Genomic DNA, 19,069 nt, shown 5'->3' with positions numbered 1-19,069 from the left:
GGTCGACCACTTCTTCCAGCAGCAGACCGACATGGCGTGCGAACGCGAGGCGCTTCGCCGCAAGGAAAAGATCCTGTCGGTGCTCGAAGAGGCATCGAACATCATGAACTCGACCCTGGACTTTCAGAACCTGCTCGAGTTCCTGATGGATATAGCGATCGATATAACGAACGCCACCTGCGGCGCCCTTCTCCTCCGCAAGGACAAGAAGCGGTATCTCGAGGTCGCCGTCGCCCGCGGCGCGTATCCGCAGGAGGTCAAGAAGATTCGGGTTCCGATCGGCCAGGGCATCACGGGCTGGGTCGCGAAGAACCGCGAGCCGCTCGTCGTTCCGAACGTCCTGCTCGAGCCTCGCTACATCGAGACCCCCGAGGCGATCTACTCCGAAATGGCCGTCCCGCTGACGGTGGGCGACAAGCTCATCGGCGTCATTTCGGTCGACTCGTCCGAGATCAACGCGTTCACGAAGGACGACTGCACCACGCTCAGCACCCTCGCCTCGATGGTGACGAAGGTCCTCGAGAACGCGCGCCTGCTGAGCAGTTCGAACCAGCAGGTGCGCGAGATGACGAATCTGTTCGCCATCTCCGAGAAACTGTCGGAGCGGGCGGGCGATGCAAACCTGCTCGACGAGGTCGTGGCCGACATCGCCGCGGCCCTCGCATGCAACGGTGTTTCGCTCATGATCTACAACGGCGATCGCGACGACCTGTATCTGAAGGCGAAGATCGGCCTCCCCGAGGAACTCGGCGACCTTCGCATCCCGCTCGGGAAGGGCATTCACGGTTTCGTGGCCCAGCAGCGGAAATCCCTGCTGATCTCGGACGTCACTCACGACGTCAATATCGTGAAATTCTCCTTCCTCGATCACTTCTCGCGCTCGGTGCTCTCGGTGCCGCTCGCGACGAAGGAGCAGCTCGTCGGCGTGCTGAGCGCGTATCAGAAGAAGGACGGGACGCCGTTCAGCGAGGCCGACGAGAAGCTGCTCACCACGATCGGCCGGCTGCTGACCTCGCATTTCGAGAACCGCCGGCTGTTCGACGATTCGCGTCGAAAGCTCGAGTATCTGACGACTCTGTACAAGATCAGTTCGTCGGTGTCGAAGACGTTGAATATCGACCGGCTGTTCAACATGATCCTCCAGCAGGTCCAGGACGTCATGGACGTCGAGAACTGTTCGCTGATGGCCTACGACCCGCTCCGGAACCTACTGTCCCTCGACGCCGCCATCGGCATGCCGAAAAACCTCGTCGGCCGGGTCACCGTTCCGGTCGGAGAAGGTGTTTCGGGCTGGGTTGCCCAACAGAAACAGCCGGTCCTCATCCGCGACATCTCGAAGGACGAACGGTTCGCGAACCGGTCTGGCAGGCTCGAATACACGACGCGGTCCGTCCTGTCGGTGCCGATCCTGCACAACAAGGGGCTTCTCGGCGTGCTGAACGTGAACAACAAGCGTTCCGGCAGCGCGTTCACCGAAGACGACCTGAACCTGCTCCTCAGTATATCGGGGCAGATATCTCAGGCCATCGCGAACGCGAACCTGTATGAGCGCACCGAACAGCAGGTCGCCGAGCTCAGCCTGATCCAGGAGCTCGGGAAGGCCATCAACTCGTCGCTCGACCTCGATTCCGTCCTCACCTACTTCATCGACATGACCACGCGCATCACCGATTCCGACCGGGCCACGCTGATGCTGTATTCGGACGAGCACCAGGAACTGCACGTCCAGGTTTCCCGCGGTTTCGACGACGCGCGCATCAAGGACGTGCGCTTCAGGCTCGGCGAGGGCATCGCCGGCCAAGCCGCGAAGCAGCGAAAGCCCCTGCGCGTCTCCAATACGACGCTCGAGCCCCAGTTCAAGAAGCTCGCCCTGGAAACGGGCCCCAAGCCGGTGACGCTGATCTCGGCGCCCCTGCTGAATCGCGACAACCTGATCGGCGTCATCAACTGCGAACGCGAGCTCGACAAGAAGGGGCCGTTCCTGGCCGAAAACCTTGATCTTCTCGACACACTGGCCTCGCAGGCCTCGGTTGCGATTGAGAACGCCCGGCTGTATCACAACCTCCTCAATGTCTACCTCGAAACGATCCGAGCCCTGGCGGCCGCAATCGACGCGAAGGACAGCTATACGCACGGCCACTCGCGCCGCGTGACGGACCTGAGCGTCTCTCTCGCCCTGGCGATGAGCCTTCCCCGGATAGACGTCGACACGATCCGTCATGCGGCGCTCCTGCACGACGTCGGAAAGATCGGCATCAGCGAGCAGATCCTGCTCAAGCCGGGCCGCCTGACCGACGAGGAGTTCGAGACGATCAAATCGCATCCGATGATCGGTGCCGGCATTCTGAACTCGATCGAGTTCCTGAAAAACGTCTGCATGATCATCGAGCATCACCACGAGCGGTTCGACGGGAAAGGGTATCCGAGCAACCTGAAGGGCGACGAGATTCCCATCGGCGCGCGCATCATCATGGTCGCCGACTCGTTCGACGCGATCACGTCGTGCCGGCCGTATCGTAAGCCGCTGACCTTCGACGAGGCGATGGCGGAGATTGGCCGGTGCGCCGGCAGCCAGTTCGATCCGGCAGTCGTCGCGGCTTTCGTCAGGCTCCGCGAAACCCCATACTGCCCGCCGTGGCTCAAGGCGACCTCCCTCCTGGAAGCCGAGCAGCAAGGCGCGACGGCAAACCGCTCCTGACGTTCCCTTTCACTGATTTCTTCGGCCCTCTTGCGTCGAGGGGAGGGCCGATTTTATAATGCCTGCGTTTCAGAGACACATTTTATTCGGAGGATAACATGATCAAACGTTTTGCATTCGCGCTCTGTCTGTTTTGCTTTGTCGGCGGGGCCGCGTTCGGCTGGCAGTGGGACGTCCAGGCGCCCAAGGCCGACCAGAAGGGCAACTTTGACAGGTGGCAGATCAACAAGCGTTTGAGCGGCTCGTTCGGCGTCTGGCAGTCGGAACTGTACGGCGATCTCAACGTCGAAGGGCTGAAGATCGACCTCGAAGACAACGGCAATTTCGACGACCGCAGCGTCCCGAACCTTCATTTCGGATACACGCTGTCACGGCGGAGCCGCCTCACCCTCGACTACGCGATCGTCCGGCACCAGGGCACGATCACGAAGGCCGTCACGTTCGATAACAAAAACTATAATGCCGGCGCCATCCTCACGCTGCGGCACGTCTGGTTCGATCTGTGCGGCGCCCGCATGCTGAAGGTGTTCGGCGATCCCGCGAAGGTCAAGGTCGATCCGAGCCACGTCGAGTTCCTGTATGGCGTGAAGTTCGACAACGCGCATCTCAGCGTGAGCGGCCGCGACGCGACGAACGCCGCGATCGGCGGTTCCTGGGGCGAACTGCTGCCGATTCCCTACATCGGCCTCGCCGGCCGCGCCCGGTTCACGGACACCTTCGGCCTTCACGGCAGTTTCAAATACATCAGCGCCACCGTCGGCGACAACAGCGCCCGTTCCTACGACTACACCCTCGACCTGCAGTGGCGCCTCAACCCGCTCACCACGAGCGAGCAGTGGTTCCTGACCGCCGGCTACCGCGGTTTCATGGTCGACGGCGAGTCCGAGACCAACAGCATCAAGGTCGGCTACACCGGCCCCGTCTTCGGGTTCGTCGGCCGCTTCTGATTCGCCGCATCTTTCCAGCACGAAGGCCCCGCCGGTCGGCGGGGCCTTCTTCTTCGTTTTCCGGAATCAGATCCGTATTTTCATCGATATATCGAGGGCCTTCGCGCTGTGCGTCACCGCGCCCACGGAGACGTAGTCCACTCCCGTCGCGGCCGCCGCGGTGACCGTCTCGAGCGTGATGCCGCCAGAGGCTTCGAGCGGCACGCGACCGGCCGTGCGGACCACGCAACGTTTCATCAGGTCGGGGGGCATGTTGTCGAGCATGATCATGTCGGCGCCGGCGTCGAGCGCCGCCTCGAGCTGCTCGAACGTCGCAACCTCGACCTCGATCTTCAGAGCCGGCCCGATGCGGCTTCTGGCGGCCGCCACCGCGGCCCGAATGTCGCCGCCCATGGCGGTGATGTGGTTGTCCTTGAGCATCACCATATCGAACAGGCCGAATCGGTGGTTCGCACCGCCGCCGACCCGGACCGCGGCTTTCTCCAGGTCGCGCAGGCCGGGCGTGGTTTTCCGAGTGTCGAGCAAGCGACACGCCGTTCCTCTCATCGCGTCGGTGAAGGAGCGCGTGAGGGTTGCGATGCCCGACAGACGCTGGACGAGGTTCAACAGGGTTCGCTCGGCCGTCAGCAGGGTGCCGACCTGGCCCGAAAGATCGGCCACGACGGCGCCGGGGGACACGGCATCGCCGTCGCGTGCGAGGATGTTCACCGAAGCCGGAACGACGGCCTTTCCCGACGCGGACCGGCGGGATTCGACGGCCCGGACGACCGGTTCGATCAGCCAGAGACCGCAGATGATCCCGCAGGCCTTGGCGGTCACCCGTCCGACGGCGGGTCTGGCGGCCGCCTCTCCGAGACATTCGACGGAAATGTCGCAATCGTGAGGCCCGAGATCTTCCGCGAGAAACGTTTCGATACGCCGGCTCATCGTCCATCCTCCACGAGGGTGTGCTGGCGATTATACCGGATTCGCGAGAAAAGGGAAGCATCCCTAATTTATATTTTGCACTATTATTTACGCTTCCCTCAGCTTTTGCTCTGGCCATATCAGCCGATGCGTGATATCCTGTGTCACCATGAACAACCGTTTCGGATCATCGTTCCTCACGAACTGCCTTCTGTTCGGCATCGGTGGACTGCTTGCCGGTTCGGTTCCGGCGGCGGCGCAGCCGGCGTCCGGCCCCTGGTCGCTCGAACAGTGTCTCGACTACGGTCTGGAGCATCACCCGACCATCCGCAGCGCAGAGGCGGCCATGAATGCCTCCCGGGCCCGCATCGGCTCGACCCGGAGCGGCATGGGCACGAAGGTGAACGTCCAGTCGAACTTTTCCCGGAACCGCCAGGAGTTCAGGCGCACGGCGGCACTGGCAGGCATCGGTATGACCGATTCGACGTCGAACGGCATTTCCCTCCGCAAAACCCTGACCGACTCCGGCCAGACTTCGGCGAAACTGAACGCCGCGAACTCGGATTACGCCGCGTCCCGCGCCGGCCGCTCCTGGAGCGATGTCACCACGGCGGTGACGATCAAGACGGCATATTACCGCGCCCTCCAGGCGATGGCCCAGGTCGACGTCCAGCGGGATCTGCTGAAGAGTTACGAGGTGCATCTCACCAAGGTGCGCGGGTTCGTCGATGTCGGCACGCGCGCGCCCTACGACATCACCAAAGCCCTCGTCGACGTCGCGAACACGAACGTAGCGGTAATCAAGGCGCAAAGCGAAGCGCGAAACGCGCTTTCCGCCCTGGCGAAAGCCGTCGGATACGAGGGAACAATCGAGATCGCTTCCCAGAGCGGCTTTCAGAAGCTCATCGAGCCCGAACTCGACCCGGACCGGCTCATTGAGGAGGCCCTCGCCCGCCAGGACGTGTTGCAGAGCAGATTTCAGGTCGCATCTGCAAAACATCGGCTGACCGGCACGAAGCGGGGGATGAACCCGACGCTTTCCACCTCTGCCGGGTATGACTGGAACGGCACGGCCTCCCCGCTCGACCGCAGCTGGAGCGTCGGCATACAGCTGTCCGTGCCGGTTCTCGACGGGAAGCTCACCCGGTATTCCATCGAGGAGCAGCGCAACGGCGTGGAACAGGCCCGCGCCTCGCTCGACCAGCAGCGCCTGGCCGTGCGCGCCGAGATCGAAACCGCGGTCACCGGCATACGGGACGCGTTCCAGCGTCTCGCCGCCTCGGAGGTCCTCCTCAGGCAGGCCGCAGAATCGCTGTCCCTGGCCGAAGGGAGATTCGACGCCGGCCTCGGCTCCCCGATCGAGATCACCGACGCCCGTGCGGCCTATTCTTCAGCCCGCGGAAGCCATATCACGGCCTACTACGACAGTCTCATCGCCCTCACGACGCTCGACCGCGCCCTCGGCATCATGCCCGCGGAAGCGGGCGGCATGTCCGCCTGGACGGCAGGTGCCGTAACCGATGAGACGTTCCTCGAAACGGACATCGCCTCCGTGACGCCGATCGTCGTTGAGTTGGCCACGAAAACGGTCGACGCCGCGCCCGTTGCGTCCGGGCCGTCCATGGAGTTGGCGGGCGATGAACCGGCGATGTCTTCCGAACTTCCTTCCGCCGCTTCCGCTGGAACGGACGACGCCGAAACAAACGAGTAAGGTGAAGCGATGAAATACGGCTGTATCGCGATCGTCATTCTCATGGTGCTTGGCCTGGCCGGAGGCGGCTGGTATGTCTACAAGCTGCGCAACGTTCCACCGACTTGGAATTTCGAGGAAGTCACCGAGGGGGACATCCGCCAGACGATCTCGGCGACGGGGTCCCTCGCGGCCGTGACGACCGTCGAGGTCGGCTGCCAGGTCAGCGGCATCATCGCCTCGATCTCGGTCGATTTCAACGACGTCGTGAAGGAAGGCCAGCTGATCGCCCAACTCGATCCATCCACGCATGAGGCCCAGGTCGAGCAGGCGACGGCGAACCTCGAGAGCGCAAGATCGAACGAGCGCAACAGCGCGGCCCAGATCCAGAACCTGCGAGCTTCGATGCTGGGCGCGAAAGCAGACGAGCAGGTCGGGCTGGCGAACGTTCGCAAGGCCGAGGTCGCTGTGGCCGACGCCGAGCGCAATTACAAGCGCATGAAGGAGTTGGCGGCGCGTCGATTGATTTCCCAGTCGGATCTCGACTCGGCGCAGACGTCGTTCGATTCGCAGAAAGCGGCCTTCGAAGCGGTAAAAAGCCAGATGGCCACCTACCGGGCGAAGCAGGAGTCGATCGAGGCGCAGATCGCCGCCGCCGAAGCGCAGCACGCCGGAACGCTTTCCCAGATCAGACAGATGGAAGCGCTTCTCAACGTCGCGAAGATCAACCTCAGCCGGACGAAGATCTTTTCGCCGATCGACGGGGTCATCGTCTCGCGGAAAGTGGACGTCGGCCAGACCGTCGCCGCGAGTCTCCAGGCGCCGACCCTCTTTACTATAGCAAAAGATATGCGACGCATGCAGATCGAGACGGCCGTCGACGAAGCCGACATCGGCATGGTGAAGGAAGGCCAGTCCGCGCAGTTCACCGTCGATACGTTCAAGGGCCGGACCTTCCGGGGCCGCGTCGTCCAGGTGCGGCTTTCGCCGACGATCACCTCGAACGTCGTGACCTACTCGGTCATCGTGATGGTCGACAACGACGATCTGGTGCTCAAGCCCGGCATGACGGCGAGCGTCGAGTTCCTCGTCGAACATCGGAAGAACGCCATCCGACTTCCGTCCCGCGCCCTCTTCTTCAAGCCGCCCGAGGGATACATGCCCGCCAGCCTCCCGGATCTCCCCGAAGGGCCGAATTACGCGCGCGTCTGGATCCTCGCCGCAGACTCAAAGCCCGCACCGATAACGGTCAAGACCGGCATCAGCAGCAACAGATACACCGAACTCCTCGAAGGGGACCTGAAGCCGGGTCAGCGCCTGCTCGTCAGCAACAAGGCCGCAGAATCGGGCAGGGGCGGCCGACGCGCCGGCATCCGGATTCATTGACGGGCAGCGGATGAGCCAGGCGATCACGACGAACGCTTCCGGTTCGACCGGGGCCGAGCCGCCCCTGCTCGAGATTTCCGGCGTTCACAAGACGTATTTCATGGAAGGCGTCACGGTCAGGGCGCTGCGCGGCGTCGATCTTACCGTGCGTCGCGGCGAGTTCGTGGCGATCATGGGCGCATCGGGTTCCGGCAAGTCGACGCTGATGAACATTCTCGGTTGCCTCGACCGGCCAACCCACGGCACCTACCGAATCAACGGCGTCGAGGTCTCGCACCTGTCGAAAAACCAGCTCGCCACGGTGCGCAACCGGCAGATCGGCTTCGTGTTCCAGGGGTTCAATCTGCTTGCCCGCACGAGCGCCCTCGAAAACGTCGAGATGCCGATGGTGTATGCCAACGTGCAGCCTGAGGAGCGTCGGGAGCGGGCCCTGGCCGCCCTCGCCTCGGTCGGGCTGACCGGCCGGGAGCACCATACGTCGAGCCAGTTGTCGGGCGGCCAGCAGCAGCGCGTTGCGATCGCACGGGCCCTCGTCAACACCCCGGCCGTCATTCTCGCCGACGAGCCGACGGGAAATCTCGACTCGCGATCGAGCGTCGAAATCATGGCTATCTTCCAGGGCCTGAACCAGCAGGGCATCACGATCGTGCTGATCACGCACGAGCCGGATATCGCCCGGTATGCAACGCGAAACGTGCGCGTGAAGGACGGTCTGATCTCCAGCGACGCCCCGGTCGAGAGCCAGCTCGATGCGACGGCCGAACTGGCCGCCCTGCCGCCGCTCGAGCAGAACGGCTTCGCCGATGAGACCGAGCCGCCGGTCATCGAAGAGCGCGAAGGAGCGAATCTTCCATGAACCTCTGGGGCGTCGTCCGCCTTGCCCTGATCAGCATCGCGCGCAACAAGATGCGCTCGTTTCTCACGGCGCTCGGCATCATCATCGGCGTCGGTTCTGTCGTGACGATGGTCGGGGTCGGCCAGGGTGCCTACGCATCGGTGCAGAACGAGATTTCCAAGATGGGCACCAGCCTGATCATGATCATGCCCGGCAGCTCCTCGTCGGGGGGGGCGCGCATGGGCATGGGCACCATGACGACCCTGACGGAGGGCGATGCGGACGCGCTCGCGGCCGACTGCCCCTCGATCAGCATGGTCTCGGCGGTCGTGCGGACCAGCGGCCCGATGGTGTATGCCAACCAGAACTGGTCGACCCAGGTAATGGGCGTCGGCATCGATTACCTCGACATCCGCGCTTCAAAAGTCACCGCCGGCAGATATTTCACGGAACAGGAGGTCCGCAACGGCGCGAAAGTCTGCGTCCTGGGCAAGGTCGTCGCCGACAACCTGTTCGGCTCGATCAATCCCATCGGCCGGATCATCCGGATCAAGAAGATGCCGTTCGAGGTCGTGGGCGTTCTCGAGGAGCGCGGCCAGAGCGGCCCTGGCCAGGATCAGGACGACGTCGCCCTGGCGCCGCTGGAGACGGTGAAGCGTCGCATGATGGGAATCAGCCATATAAACATGATCATGGCATCCGCCGTGAGCGACGACGCGGTCGATGAGGCCAAGGAGGAGATCGCGAACGTCCTCCGGCGCCGTCACCGCCTCACGGACAACCAGGACGACGACTTCCAGATCCGCACTCAGGCCGATATCGCGGCAATGGCCGGCTCCACGCTCGGCATCATCACCCTGCTGCTCGGCGCGATCGCCTCGGTTTCGCTGGTGGTCGGCGGCATCGGCATCATGAACATCATGCTCGTCTCGGTCACCGAACGCACTCGCGAGATCGGCATCCGCATGGCGATCGGGGCCCGGGCCAGCGACATCCTGACCCAGTTTCTCGTCGAGTCGGTGACGCTCTCGTGCGTCGGAGGCCTGCTGGGAATCCTGCTCGGCATGGGCCTGACCAGCATCATCTCACGGTTCACCGAGTGGCAGGTGTATGTTTCGATCCCGGCGATGATCATCGCCGTGACGTTCTCAGCCGCCGTCGGCATCTTCTTCGGCCTGTATCCGGCCTGGAAAGCTTCCCAGCTCGACCCGATCGAGGCCCTGCGGTTCGAGTGACGCGCTACTGAGCGACGGGCCCGGGAAGCGCGCTCCTGAACAGCTGAGCCAGAACGCCGAGCGTGGAAACGCCGGCCAGCGACGCGTTTCGGTCGAGACCGCGGCCTTCGATGAACACGCTCGTCTGCTGGATCGATTCGGCGATCGTCCCGAAAGCGTCCGCGAACAGGGAACCGGCCGTCGCGGCCCTGATCCCCTGCGCAATGCCTCCCGCCGCCTGGCGGAGCAGGGTGCGGGCCTGTTCGTCCGGCGCATACAGCTGGGCCTTGATGACGCGGGCATCGAGGAGGAGCCGCAGCACCTGTATTCTGTCGTAGGGGAAGGGCAGCAGCGCTTCTTCGGCTCCAGTATCACGACGTCGCTCCAGAAAGCCTTCCATGTCGGCTTCGAGTGCTGCAACGGGTTTGAGACCGACCATCTTCCGGAACGTCTTCCACTTGTCGTCGTCGAGCGTCGCGCCTGCCTGAAGCGCATCGAGGAGGTTTCCTTCAAGGCCTGCGGGCGCCAGGAGCAGATAGCCGGGCCCGACGTGCAGAATCGGGCGGTCGGCCCCGACGTCCCCTCCGGCGGCGTTCACGGTGAATCCCGCCGCGCGGGGCATTCTGGCCGAGGCATCGAACAGATTTTCCCAGGCCTGCGGCGTGACGTTCCCGGTCACCAGGGCGGCATACTCGCCGGGACCGCGAACGAAGACGAACAGATCGTCCGGCATGAATGCGCGCGCGGCAGAGAAGGCCCTGATGACTCCGAGCATCGCCCGAGACGTTTCGGTTCCCGTCCGCGAACGTTTCATGTTCGATGATTTCGCCGATTCGCCGCGGGCGTTTGCCCGCACCTGATCCCGGGCGCGGGCCGCCGCCTCGAATGCATCGAAAAAGACCCGTTCGGGAGCGTTCGCGGCGGTCGAAGCGACCTGGTCCGGATCGGCTCCGTCCTTCACGAGCCGCTCAAAGCCTTCTCTGAGCCTGAAATAGCCGCACACCGCCGGATCGGACAGGGGAGCAGGAATCGCCGCCCCGCTCTCCACCGCCGCCCCGGCGGCGGGGATATCGAACGTCGTCAGAAAAGCTGCAGCACCAATCGTCAGCAGTGCCGTCGCAAGCAGACATCGGCGACACGCCGCATGTTTTCGGAAAGCGATTCCCACGATTCCCATAGCAGTCTTCCCCTTGTCTCGTTCTCCATCTTTGTCGGCTGAACGTCGAACTTCGTCCAGTTTCGCGGATGCGAAAGAAAACCGGGAAACCTGCCGATAGGGGGTCACCGAGGAGTTCGCATGCCATTTCCGCGCGGCGGAGCAAGAATGACATCAGGACATGGAAGCGGGCGTCGGCCGGTCTTCGCGGCTTTGACGCTGCTGCTTGCGTGCGTCTGCTGGTTCTTCGCGCCCGCCATCGCCGACGCCGGCGCCTGGGCCCTCAACGCGACGCGATGGACCGACCAGGACGAGCAGGTCTACAGTGATTTCGTGGCGCGGCTCGGCGAGTCGGGCCACCCGAACCTGAACCGGTTCATCCGCGACAGCAGGCTGAATCCGCTGTACGGCAGCGAGGACCAGAAGTTCAACCTGTCGCCCGACTGCGCCGATTTTCCGTATCTCGTACGGGCCTACGTCGCCTACAAGCTGCGCCTGCCCTTCGGATACGTGTGCGAGATCACGAAACAGAGCCGCGGCGACGAGCGGTACAGCCACGGCAACCGGCCGAAATGCTTCAAGGACCAGGATGCGTTTTCCACGCCCCAGAAGTTGTTCGGCTACGTCACACTGGTCAATTCCGGATACTATAGAATGGCGCCCGAGGTCGAAACCGGCGACACCTACCCGGTCAGGATCGGCCCCGACACGATCCGGCCGGGAACGGTGTATTACGACCCGAACGGCCACGTGGCGCTCGTTTACAAGGTGACGGAGGACGGGCGCGTGCGGCTGATCGACGCGCACCCCGACCGGAGCGTCTCGCGGCCGTGGTTCGGAGGCAAGTTCGCGCTCGGCGGCCAGTCCCAGGGGGGTGGGTTCCGCAAATGGCGGCCGATCTGGTACGGCAGCGACGGCCAGATTCACCGGCTCGCGAATCACAATATCAAGGACTATTCAGCCGACGACCAGTATCGCGGCTCATACGAGTTTCAGGGAATGAACGGCCTCTCGTATTTCGACTACGTTCGGGCGCGATTGAGTTCGCGAGGGGGCCGGGTGCGGCCGTTCGAGGATTTCAGGGCCATGATGGAGGACATCCACGAGGATATCCGGTACCGGGCGCTGGCAGTCGATCTCTGCATCCAGGCAGGCATTCATCGCAAGCCACATCCGGGCTCGCTTCCGTGGAATATCTACGGAACGGACGGAGAATGGGAATCCTTCTCGACGCCGTCCCGCGACGCCCGCCTGAAGGTGGCATTCCAGGATTTCTATTCCCAGACCGAGCGGATGCTCCAGATGGCGGCCCGTCGAGACCCGGCGATCGAGTATGCCGGTTCCGCTGACCGGCTCGCGGCCGAACTCCTGTCGCTGTACGACTCGCTCAGCCCAAAACTGACGGTGACATACGAAAATTCGGCCGGCAACCCCGTGACCCTGACATTTCACCAGGTTCTCGAGCGGCTGTTCGACCTCTCGTTCGACCCGTACCACGCGATCGAGTATCGTTGGGGCGCGACCGGGGACGAGCTGCGCACGGCGCCCGCCGACGCGGAAAAGCGCAGGATGTACGACCAGGAGCGGCGACTGCGAAACCAGCTCGAGCGGCTCTACAACGTCCCTACGCCGCTCGCCATGGGGCCGGAACGTCCGCCCGATATCGACGTCCGGCGGCGGCTGGCGGAAATCGCCGGCGGCGCGGCCCCCCAGACCGAGATCATCGTCGCAAGCGCCGAATTGGAAGACGTTCGGGCGGCGGCGCCGCGGGAAATGGATCGCAGGAGCGCTCTCGTCCGGCCTCAGGCAACGACGGTGACGTCCGAACCCCGAGGGGTCGGGGGCATCTCGGCCGGCGAGATCGCCGAACCCGCGCAGGCCATTTCCGAACCCGCACGGCCGGCTCCTCTCCGCCGTGCATCGCCAGCGGAGGCGGAGCGACAGCTCTGGAAATTCGCCGACGCCGTCATCGGCGGCGCCGAGGCGGCCATCGCCGGCGCCCTGACGCCCATCGGGGCGCAAAACGACTGAGAATACCCGAAAGGAGCGGATGTTCAGACCCAGGATCCGAAACCCGGTAGTTCATTCCAATTCAACAGGGAGGTCGTCATGTTCTGCATCGCCTTGTGCATTGCCGTTTTCTTCCTGGTGGCGGTCGTTTCCAGGCCCGAGCAGTGGCCGGGCCGTCTGGCCGCGTTTCTGAGGGAGACCCACGTTCATCATGGATAAACGATTCAGCATGGCCGAGGTCTGCCGCATCACCGGTCTCGCGGCGCACACGATCCGCTACTACGAAACCCAGTTTCCCAGAAGCCTCACCGCCGAACGAACGGCGGGCGGACATCGGAAATACCGCCAGGAGCATGTCGATGTCCTGAGACGCATCATGCAGCTCGCCCGGTCCGAAGGGAAGTCTCTGCGGGAAATTCGCGCGGCTCTTGGGGAAGAGGTGGGCGCTGCGCCCCCGCCAGCCGACCAGGTCAGCCAGACCCTGTCTCTCGTCCTTCAGAACCTGCAGGAGCTGAACACCCGGAACGCTCGTCTCGACAAGCTGATCACCCTGCTGCTCGGGGAAGCGGCTCCGCCGCATCGTGAAACGCTGCTTTCGCAGATCGACGCGGCCAGGCAGGAGACGCGGGCGACGCTCGACGATTCGCGGCGCGCCCTCCTGGAAATCGGCATGCGCGAGCTTCTCAAGTCCGACGACGAGCCGGACGGCCATGAACATTGACGTCGCCTTCACCCCCGACCAGGTGCAGGCGCCCTCGAGCAAGGTCTGCATCGTGGTGGACGTCCTCAGGTCGACCTCCACGCTCCAGGTCATCTTCTCGAGGAAGCCCGCGAAGGTGATCCTGACGCCGACGGTGCAGAAGGCGATGAAGTTCGCCTCGCAGCAGAAGGTGCATCCGATGCTGTGCGGGGAGCGGGGCGGGGTACTTCCCGAGGGATTCGACCACGGCAACAGCCCGCGGGAATACGCGAACCTCGATCTCGAGGGCAGGACCGTAGTGTTCACGTCGAGCAACGGCACGCGGGCCGTTGCCGACGTGAACCTGGCCCCGCACGTGTTTCTCGGCTCGTTCCTCAACGCCGGCGCCGTCGTCGAGGCGGCCCTCGCCGCGGCGACGAGGGGCGGGCTGGACATCACGATGGTCTGCGCAGGTCGCGAAGAGCGGTTCGCGATCGACGACGCCTACTGCGCCGGGTTTCTCGTCTCGCGGCTGATGAGCCAGATTCCCTCGGACCGGCCGTTCGAGGTCGGCGAAGGCGGCCAGGCCGCGCTGGCGGTCTACGGGTATTACCGCGATCCCCTGAAACTGCTGCGGAATTCCGGCGCGGGTCAGGCCGTGATGCGCATCGGCATGGCCGACGATCTCCCCTTCCTGCTCCAGCAGGACCTGTATCCGGTCGTCCCGTGCCTCGCGCAGCGTGATCACCCCGTCTCCGACTGGGGGTTTTCCCTGCTGGTCTGATTCTGGTATCCTTCCGTCATCGTGAGACGGATCGCACCATGACAAAGCGCTTCGCCCTACCCGAAGGGATCGACCGACTGTTCCGGCTGGTCGTCGTCATCAACCAGCGGGTTACCGAAACCGAGGCCTTGGAAGCGGCCGCGGCAATTGCATATTATGCAATATTCTCACTTTTCCCGCTCCTGATCTTTCTCATCGCGATCTACAGTTCGGTCCTGCAGAGCAACGAACTGCAGGCGGAGGTGCTGAGTTACTGCGACCAGTTCCTGCCCGGCTCGCGCACCATCGTCAGTGAAAACATCCGGCAGGTCATCGAGCTTCGGGGAACGGTCGGCGTTCTCGGCATGGCCGTTCTGCTCTGGTCGGCCACGGGGGTGTTCGCCGGCATCTCGCAGAACATCAACCAGGCCTGGAAAGGCGCGCCGGCCCGCAATTTTTTGCACGAGCGGTTCCTCGCCCTGGTCATGGTCGCAAGCCTGATCTGCTTCGTCGTCGTTTCGCTCGTCGCGACCGCCGCATTCAACCTCTCCCTCAAGATCGCCTCGATCATGGGCCACGAGTTTTTCGCCGGCATGAGTTTTGCCGGCAGGTGGTTCGTCCGGCTGACCCCGTTTTTCGGCATTTTCACGCTGTTCACACTGCTGTACCGGCTCGTTCCGAACACGCGCGTCCGATGGCGGGAAGCGGTCGCTGGCGGCTTCTCCGCGGCCGTCTGCTGGGAAATCACCAAGCACGTGTTCACCTGGTTTCTCGGAAGCGACTGGAACAGCTACCAGCTCGTCTACGGCTCGCTGGCCGCCGTCGTGGCCCTGTTGCTCTGGGTCTACATCTGCAGCATCATCATCCTGATGGGCGCCCACCTCAGCGCCGGGATCGCCCTCGTGTACCGAGACGACGCCGGCGTCTGACCGGTTTTCCCGTCTCGAGGGCAACTTCCCGACATCGTTGTTCTCCGACCGGGAACGCGGCTACCGCCACTCGCCGATCAGGATGAAGGGGGCCCAGAAGTAGGGATGGGCGAACCGGGGGGAGACCAGAAGGCTGCGGCGGGCGGCGGTGAGGGCGTCGAGATGCGAGGGCGTGCCGGCCTGCAGGTTCCCGTAGAAGCCGGACATGAGCTCGGAGGTGGCCTCGTCGCTGACGCTCCAGAGCGAGACGGTCAGCCGCGGGGCGCCGGCGTAGAAGAAGGCGCGGGCAAGACCGGAGATGCCCTGTGCGGCCCCGGTCGGGTCCTCGACGCCGGTCTGGCAGGCGGAAAGGGTCACCATCTCGGCGTTCAGGGTCAGGCCGAAGATCTCACCCATCTCGAGGAAGCCGTCCTCCTCAGGATCTCCGTACAGCGAAAGCGCGAGGCACGGTTCGGCAAGCCCTTTCACCTCGCCCGGCAGAATGCCGTGGCATGCGAAATGCAGGAAGGCGAACTCCTGCAGGGTCTGCGACGCGTTCAGCGCCTTGACGGTGCTCTCCAGGGCCTCCGGCCCGAGCAGGACGCTCCCGTCGCTCTTCTGCGGATACAGGATGCCCGCGATGGTCTCGACCTCGGTGCGCGTCCCGGGAAGCGGCGTCAGAGAGACGCTTCCGTCTGGAGCGGCGCGAATGACACGGGTCGCCGACCGGTCTTTCGTCGTGTCGACCTGGCTGAGGACGAGCGCCACATCCCGCGCCCCGGGGTTCAGGGCGGAGCGCTGAGAGCCGGACGCCGGCGTTCCCGAAGCAGGGGCCTGCAGTTGTTCTTCCGAATACACGGGATCGCCGAGCAGGAGTCCCGGCCGGGTCGGTTTTTTCAGCGAATCGCGGCATTTCCGGTCCGAACGCATCGTCTTCAATATTGTAGCTGAAGGTATATATGCAACGTTCGTATGGCGGAACAGGTAGTCCACGTCCTGGAACGTCGCGCCCGCGTCGCTCACCGGAAGACTCTCGAAGGAAACGGAGCTCAGCGCGTCGTGAGGAACGATGATGAGCGTCTGCGAGGCGCCGATGGTGTGGGAGGCCAGGAACGGCGCGAGAACGGTCTGGTAGAGGTCCAGCCCGGCCGCTTTGAAGGCATCCTCCGGCACCAGCCGTGAGATCGCCAGCTGAAACGCGGCGACCTTCCGACGGAGCTGTTGTCGCGAAACGGGCAGGGTCAGGAACGCGACATGATTCGGATCGATGAGAAAGCCAGACAACTCCTCCTCGCCAACCCAGTAACTCAGCATCACTTCATCAGGCCGTAACACGTCTTTCTGCAGCTCTTCCATGGTGACGATCGAGGGTTTTCGCAGTTCGACGAACCTCGGGTATTTCCGGGAAAACTCGGTTTCAAGCGCCTTCCGTTCGGAGCGAAGCTCGCCCAGAAGGAGCTCCTGATTCGATACGAGTTCCGAATTGCGATCTTTCAGGGACTTCATCACTTCCCTGGCTTTCGCTTCCTGCAGGGTCCGCAGACGGAAATCGAGACTGCGAAGCCGTTGCAGGTCGTCCTCGGTAATGCCGCTCATCTTTTCAGCGGAGGCTTTTGCCATCTGGTCGAGAAAGGCCCTGGACCGGGAATACTCGGTCGCCCTGAAGCCCTGCGCCAGGTATAGTCCGGCGTCATCCGGCGTTTCTTTTCGATACGAAGCGACGGCGCTCAAAAACAGGCTGGTGTTGGATGCCTGGTCCTGGCGGAATTTCCCGGAAAAGTCCTCGCCGCCGGCGAGCTGTGAAGATCGCTCCAGGGCTTGAATTCCGCGGATAAAAAAGTCCAGGGCCGCAGGGTAGTTTTGTTGATCCTTCTTCAAGGCCGCCAGATGATTCAGGGTCAGCGCGACGGTCGGATGATCACCGCCGAGAACGTTTTCCCAGATACGCAGTGCCCTGGTGAAAAGCGACTCGGCCAGCTCGAATTTTCCCTGTTCGGCGTAGAGCATTGCCAGGCTGTTCAGGCTCGTGGCCACGTCGGCACTGTCACTGCCAAGAGCTTTTTCCCGGATTTCCAGGGCACGCTTCTGAAACGCTTCGGCTTCCGCATACCGTTTCTGCAGGCGGCAGAGGTTGGACAGGTTGCCCAGGGCCGTCGCCACGTTGGGATGATCGGCGCCAAGGGCTTTCTCGAGAATGGCCAGCGCCCTCAGATACAGCTGTTCGCTCTGCGCCTCGTTCACCTCGGCCAGGTTGTTCAGACTGACCGCGACGGCCGGATGTTCTTTTCCATATATATGCTCACGTATTTCAAGGGCGCGCAGATAGAGCGGTTCCGCTTCGGCCATCTTTCCCTGGTCGCGGTACAATCCCGCCAGGTTATTCAGGCAGATCGCGACTTTTTCGCGGCCGAGGACCTTTTCGCTGATTTCGAGGGCTCTTTTGTAGAGGGGTTCCGCCTCCGAATACTTTCCCTGCACGGCGTAGAGGAACGCCAGGTTGTTCAAGGTTCCCGCCACGTCGGGATGTTCTTTTCCGAAAGCCTTTTCACGGATCGCCAGCGTCTGCAGAGCGAGTTGCTCGGCCTCGCGGTATTTTCCCATGCTCTTGCAGACGGAGCTGAGGTTTCCCATCACGGTTGCCACATGCGGATGGGCGGGCCCGAGGATTTTCTCGATGATACGCAAGGCTTTTCTGAATTCATCGGCGGCTTCGAAATACTTCCCCTGGGCGTCGTATATGCTGCCGAGGTTGCCGATCGCGGCGGCCGTGGTGGGATGGTCGGGCCCGAAGGCCGATCGGTTCATTTCCAGAACCCGCTTTTGAAGGTTCTCGGCCTCGGAATACTTGCCCAGCTCGAGATCCAGTTTGGCCAGGACGGTCATGCTGACGGCCGTTTCGGGGTGATTTTTCCCGAGCGTTTTTTCGCAGATTTCCCCGGCGCGTCGGCAGAGTGGCTCCGCCTGCGCGAACTTTCCCCAGGCGCGATAGAGTTCGGCCAGTTCGTTCAGGTCGGCCACGATGGTCGGGTGGTCTTTGCCCAGAAGCTTCTCGTCCGTTTCGAGGGTGCGCAGGTAGAGGGGCTCGGCCTCGTCATATCTGCCGAGGGAGACATACGCCACGGCCAGATTGTTCACGCTTTCCGCCACCTTCGGATGATCTTTGCCGAAGGCACGTTCACGAATATCGAGGGCCCGCCTGAAGAGGGGTTCGGCGAGGTCGGATTTGCCCTGTTCCTGGTAGAGAAGGCCCAGGCTATTCAGCGTGATCGCCACCTCAGGCCGTTCCTTGCCGAAGACGTTCTCTTGAATAGCGAGAGCTTTTTTATAGAGAGGCTCGGCGCCGGCATAATCCGATCCTTTCCTGAGCGAATCACCCATATTGCACATGACCGAGGCAACGATCGGGTGGTCATTCCCCAGCTTCGTGACCATCATGTCCAGGGCTCGCCGGTGCGCCGATTCGGCTTCGGAAAATCGTCTGCCGTTTGCATACATCGTGGCGAGAAGATTCAGCTGGGCGGCAGCCTCGAGGCTTTCCTCTCCGTACACGGTCCCGCATGAGCGAACAGCCTGTTCGAGGAGAGGAATGGCCTCGCCGAACCGGCCCCGGCCGGCAAACGACATCGCCTTTTCGGTCAGGTCCCGAAGTTCCTGTTCCCCCGGCAACGCACAGCAGCAGATGTGTATAGCTATCACCATCAAAGAACACGTCACGGCGCATGACAGCCTTCTCATCGTCGAACCTCTCTCTTGCAGGATCGATCTCCGGCGCATGCAGCATCGGAAATCCTCATTCACGCGGTTGTCGCTTCTCTACGGATACGTTACCAGCGACCCGGCACGTTCGGCAAGTGATGCGCAAGGAGGGCACACATCG

At 63.1% G+C, this 19,069-nt stretch carries 13 protein-coding genes; 10 read left to right on the top strand and 3 right to left on the bottom strand.

Annotation, left to right across the window (positions count from 1 at the left end; translation table 11 throughout):
• On the top strand, nucleotides 1–2,698 hold a 2,698-nt coding region (locus tag PLU72_13600; protein ID HOT29215.1), incomplete at its 5' end, for a GAF domain-containing protein.
• A 98-nt stretch (nucleotides 2,699–2,796) separates the two neighbouring features.
• Nucleotides 2,797–3,645, top strand: a complete 849-nt coding sequence (locus tag PLU72_13595) for a hypothetical protein (GenBank protein HOT29214.1) — start codon at nucleotides 2,797–2,799, stop codon at nucleotides 3,643–3,645.
• Nucleotides 3,646–3,711: 66 nt separating this feature from the next.
• On the opposite strand, the gene nadC is transcribed toward PLU72_13595, so the two are convergent.
• Nucleotides 3,712–4,572: a carboxylating nicotinate-nucleotide diphosphorylase gene (nadC, locus tag PLU72_13590; protein HOT29213.1), complete on the bottom strand. Its 861-nt coding sequence runs from the start codon at nucleotides 4,570–4,572 to the stop codon at nucleotides 3,712–3,714.
• 148 nt (nucleotides 4,573–4,720) lie between these two features.
• On the opposite strand from nadC, the gene PLU72_13585 reads away from it, so the two are divergent.
• From PLU72_13585 to PLU72_13570, 4 genes are read left to right on the top strand one after another with little or no spacing between them, the layout of a single operon-like run.
• The gene (locus PLU72_13585) at nucleotides 4,721–6,262 is read left to right on the top strand and encodes a TolC family protein (protein HOT29212.1); all 1,542 of its coding nucleotides are present in this window, start codon (nucleotides 4,721–4,723) and stop codon (nucleotides 6,260–6,262) included.
• A gap of 9 nt (nucleotides 6,263–6,271) precedes the next feature.
• Nucleotides 6,272–7,627: an efflux RND transporter periplasmic adaptor subunit gene (locus tag PLU72_13580; GenBank protein HOT29211.1), complete on the top strand. Its 1,356-nt coding sequence runs from the start codon at nucleotides 6,272–6,274 to the stop codon at nucleotides 7,625–7,627.
• 10 nt (nucleotides 7,628–7,637) lie between these two features.
• A complete protein-coding gene (locus tag PLU72_13575) occupies nucleotides 7,638–8,483 on the top strand; it encodes an ABC transporter ATP-binding protein (protein ID HOT29210.1) in 846 nt (281 codons plus the stop codon).
• The gene (locus PLU72_13570; GenBank protein ID HOT29209.1) at nucleotides 8,480–9,697 is read left to right on the top strand and encodes an ABC transporter permease; all 1,218 of its coding nucleotides are present in this window, start codon (nucleotides 8,480–8,482) and stop codon (nucleotides 9,695–9,697) included. The genes PLU72_13575 and PLU72_13570 overlap by 4 nt, the downstream gene beginning before the upstream one ends.
• Nucleotides 9,698–9,701: 4 nt before the next feature.
• On the opposite strand, the gene PLU72_13565 is transcribed toward PLU72_13570, so the two are convergent.
• Entirely contained in the window at nucleotides 9,702–10,853 is a 1,152-nt protein-coding gene (locus tag PLU72_13565) for a hypothetical protein (GenBank protein ID HOT29208.1), read from the bottom strand.
• A 147-nt stretch (nucleotides 10,854–11,000) separates the two neighbouring features.
• Between PLU72_13565 and PLU72_13560 the strand changes: the two genes are divergently transcribed.
• The 4 genes from PLU72_13560 (at nucleotide 11,001) to PLU72_13545 (ending at nucleotide 15,213) form a co-directional block, all read left to right on the top strand.
• On the top strand, nucleotides 11,001–12,863 hold the full coding sequence (locus PLU72_13560) for a hypothetical protein (GenBank protein HOT29207.1): 1,863 nt from the start codon (nucleotides 11,001–11,003) through the stop codon (nucleotides 12,861–12,863).
• Between the two features lie 190 nt (nucleotides 12,864–13,053).
• The gene (locus PLU72_13555) at nucleotides 13,054–13,563 is read left to right on the top strand and encodes a helix-turn-helix domain-containing protein (protein ID HOT29206.1); all 510 of its coding nucleotides are present in this window, start codon (nucleotides 13,054–13,056) and stop codon (nucleotides 13,561–13,563) included.
• Entirely contained in the window at nucleotides 13,553–14,305 is a 753-nt protein-coding gene (locus PLU72_13550) for a 2-phosphosulfolactate phosphatase (GenBank protein HOT29205.1), read from the top strand. Before PLU72_13555 ends, PLU72_13550 begins: the two co-directional genes overlap by 11 nt.
• Before the next feature lie 38 nt (nucleotides 14,306–14,343).
• Nucleotides 14,344–15,213: a YihY/virulence factor BrkB family protein gene (locus tag PLU72_13545; protein ID HOT29204.1), complete on the top strand. Its 870-nt coding sequence runs from the start codon at nucleotides 14,344–14,346 to the stop codon at nucleotides 15,211–15,213.
• Nucleotides 15,214–15,273: 60 nt separating this feature from the next.
• Here PLU72_13545 and PLU72_13540 read toward each other — a convergent pair whose 3' ends face one another.
• Complete coding sequence (locus PLU72_13540; GenBank protein HOT29203.1) at nucleotides 15,274–18,906, bottom strand: tetratricopeptide repeat protein; 3,633 nt, start codon at nucleotides 18,904–18,906, stop codon at nucleotides 15,274–15,276.
• Nucleotides 18,907–19,069 lie beyond the last annotated feature (163 nt).

Source organism: Candidatus Ozemobacteraceae bacterium, assembly GCA_035373905.1.
Lineage (GTDB): Bacteria > Muiribacteriota > Ozemobacteria > Ozemobacterales > Ozemobacteraceae > MWAR01.
This window is presented reverse-complemented; position numbering and strand designations above follow the sequence as displayed.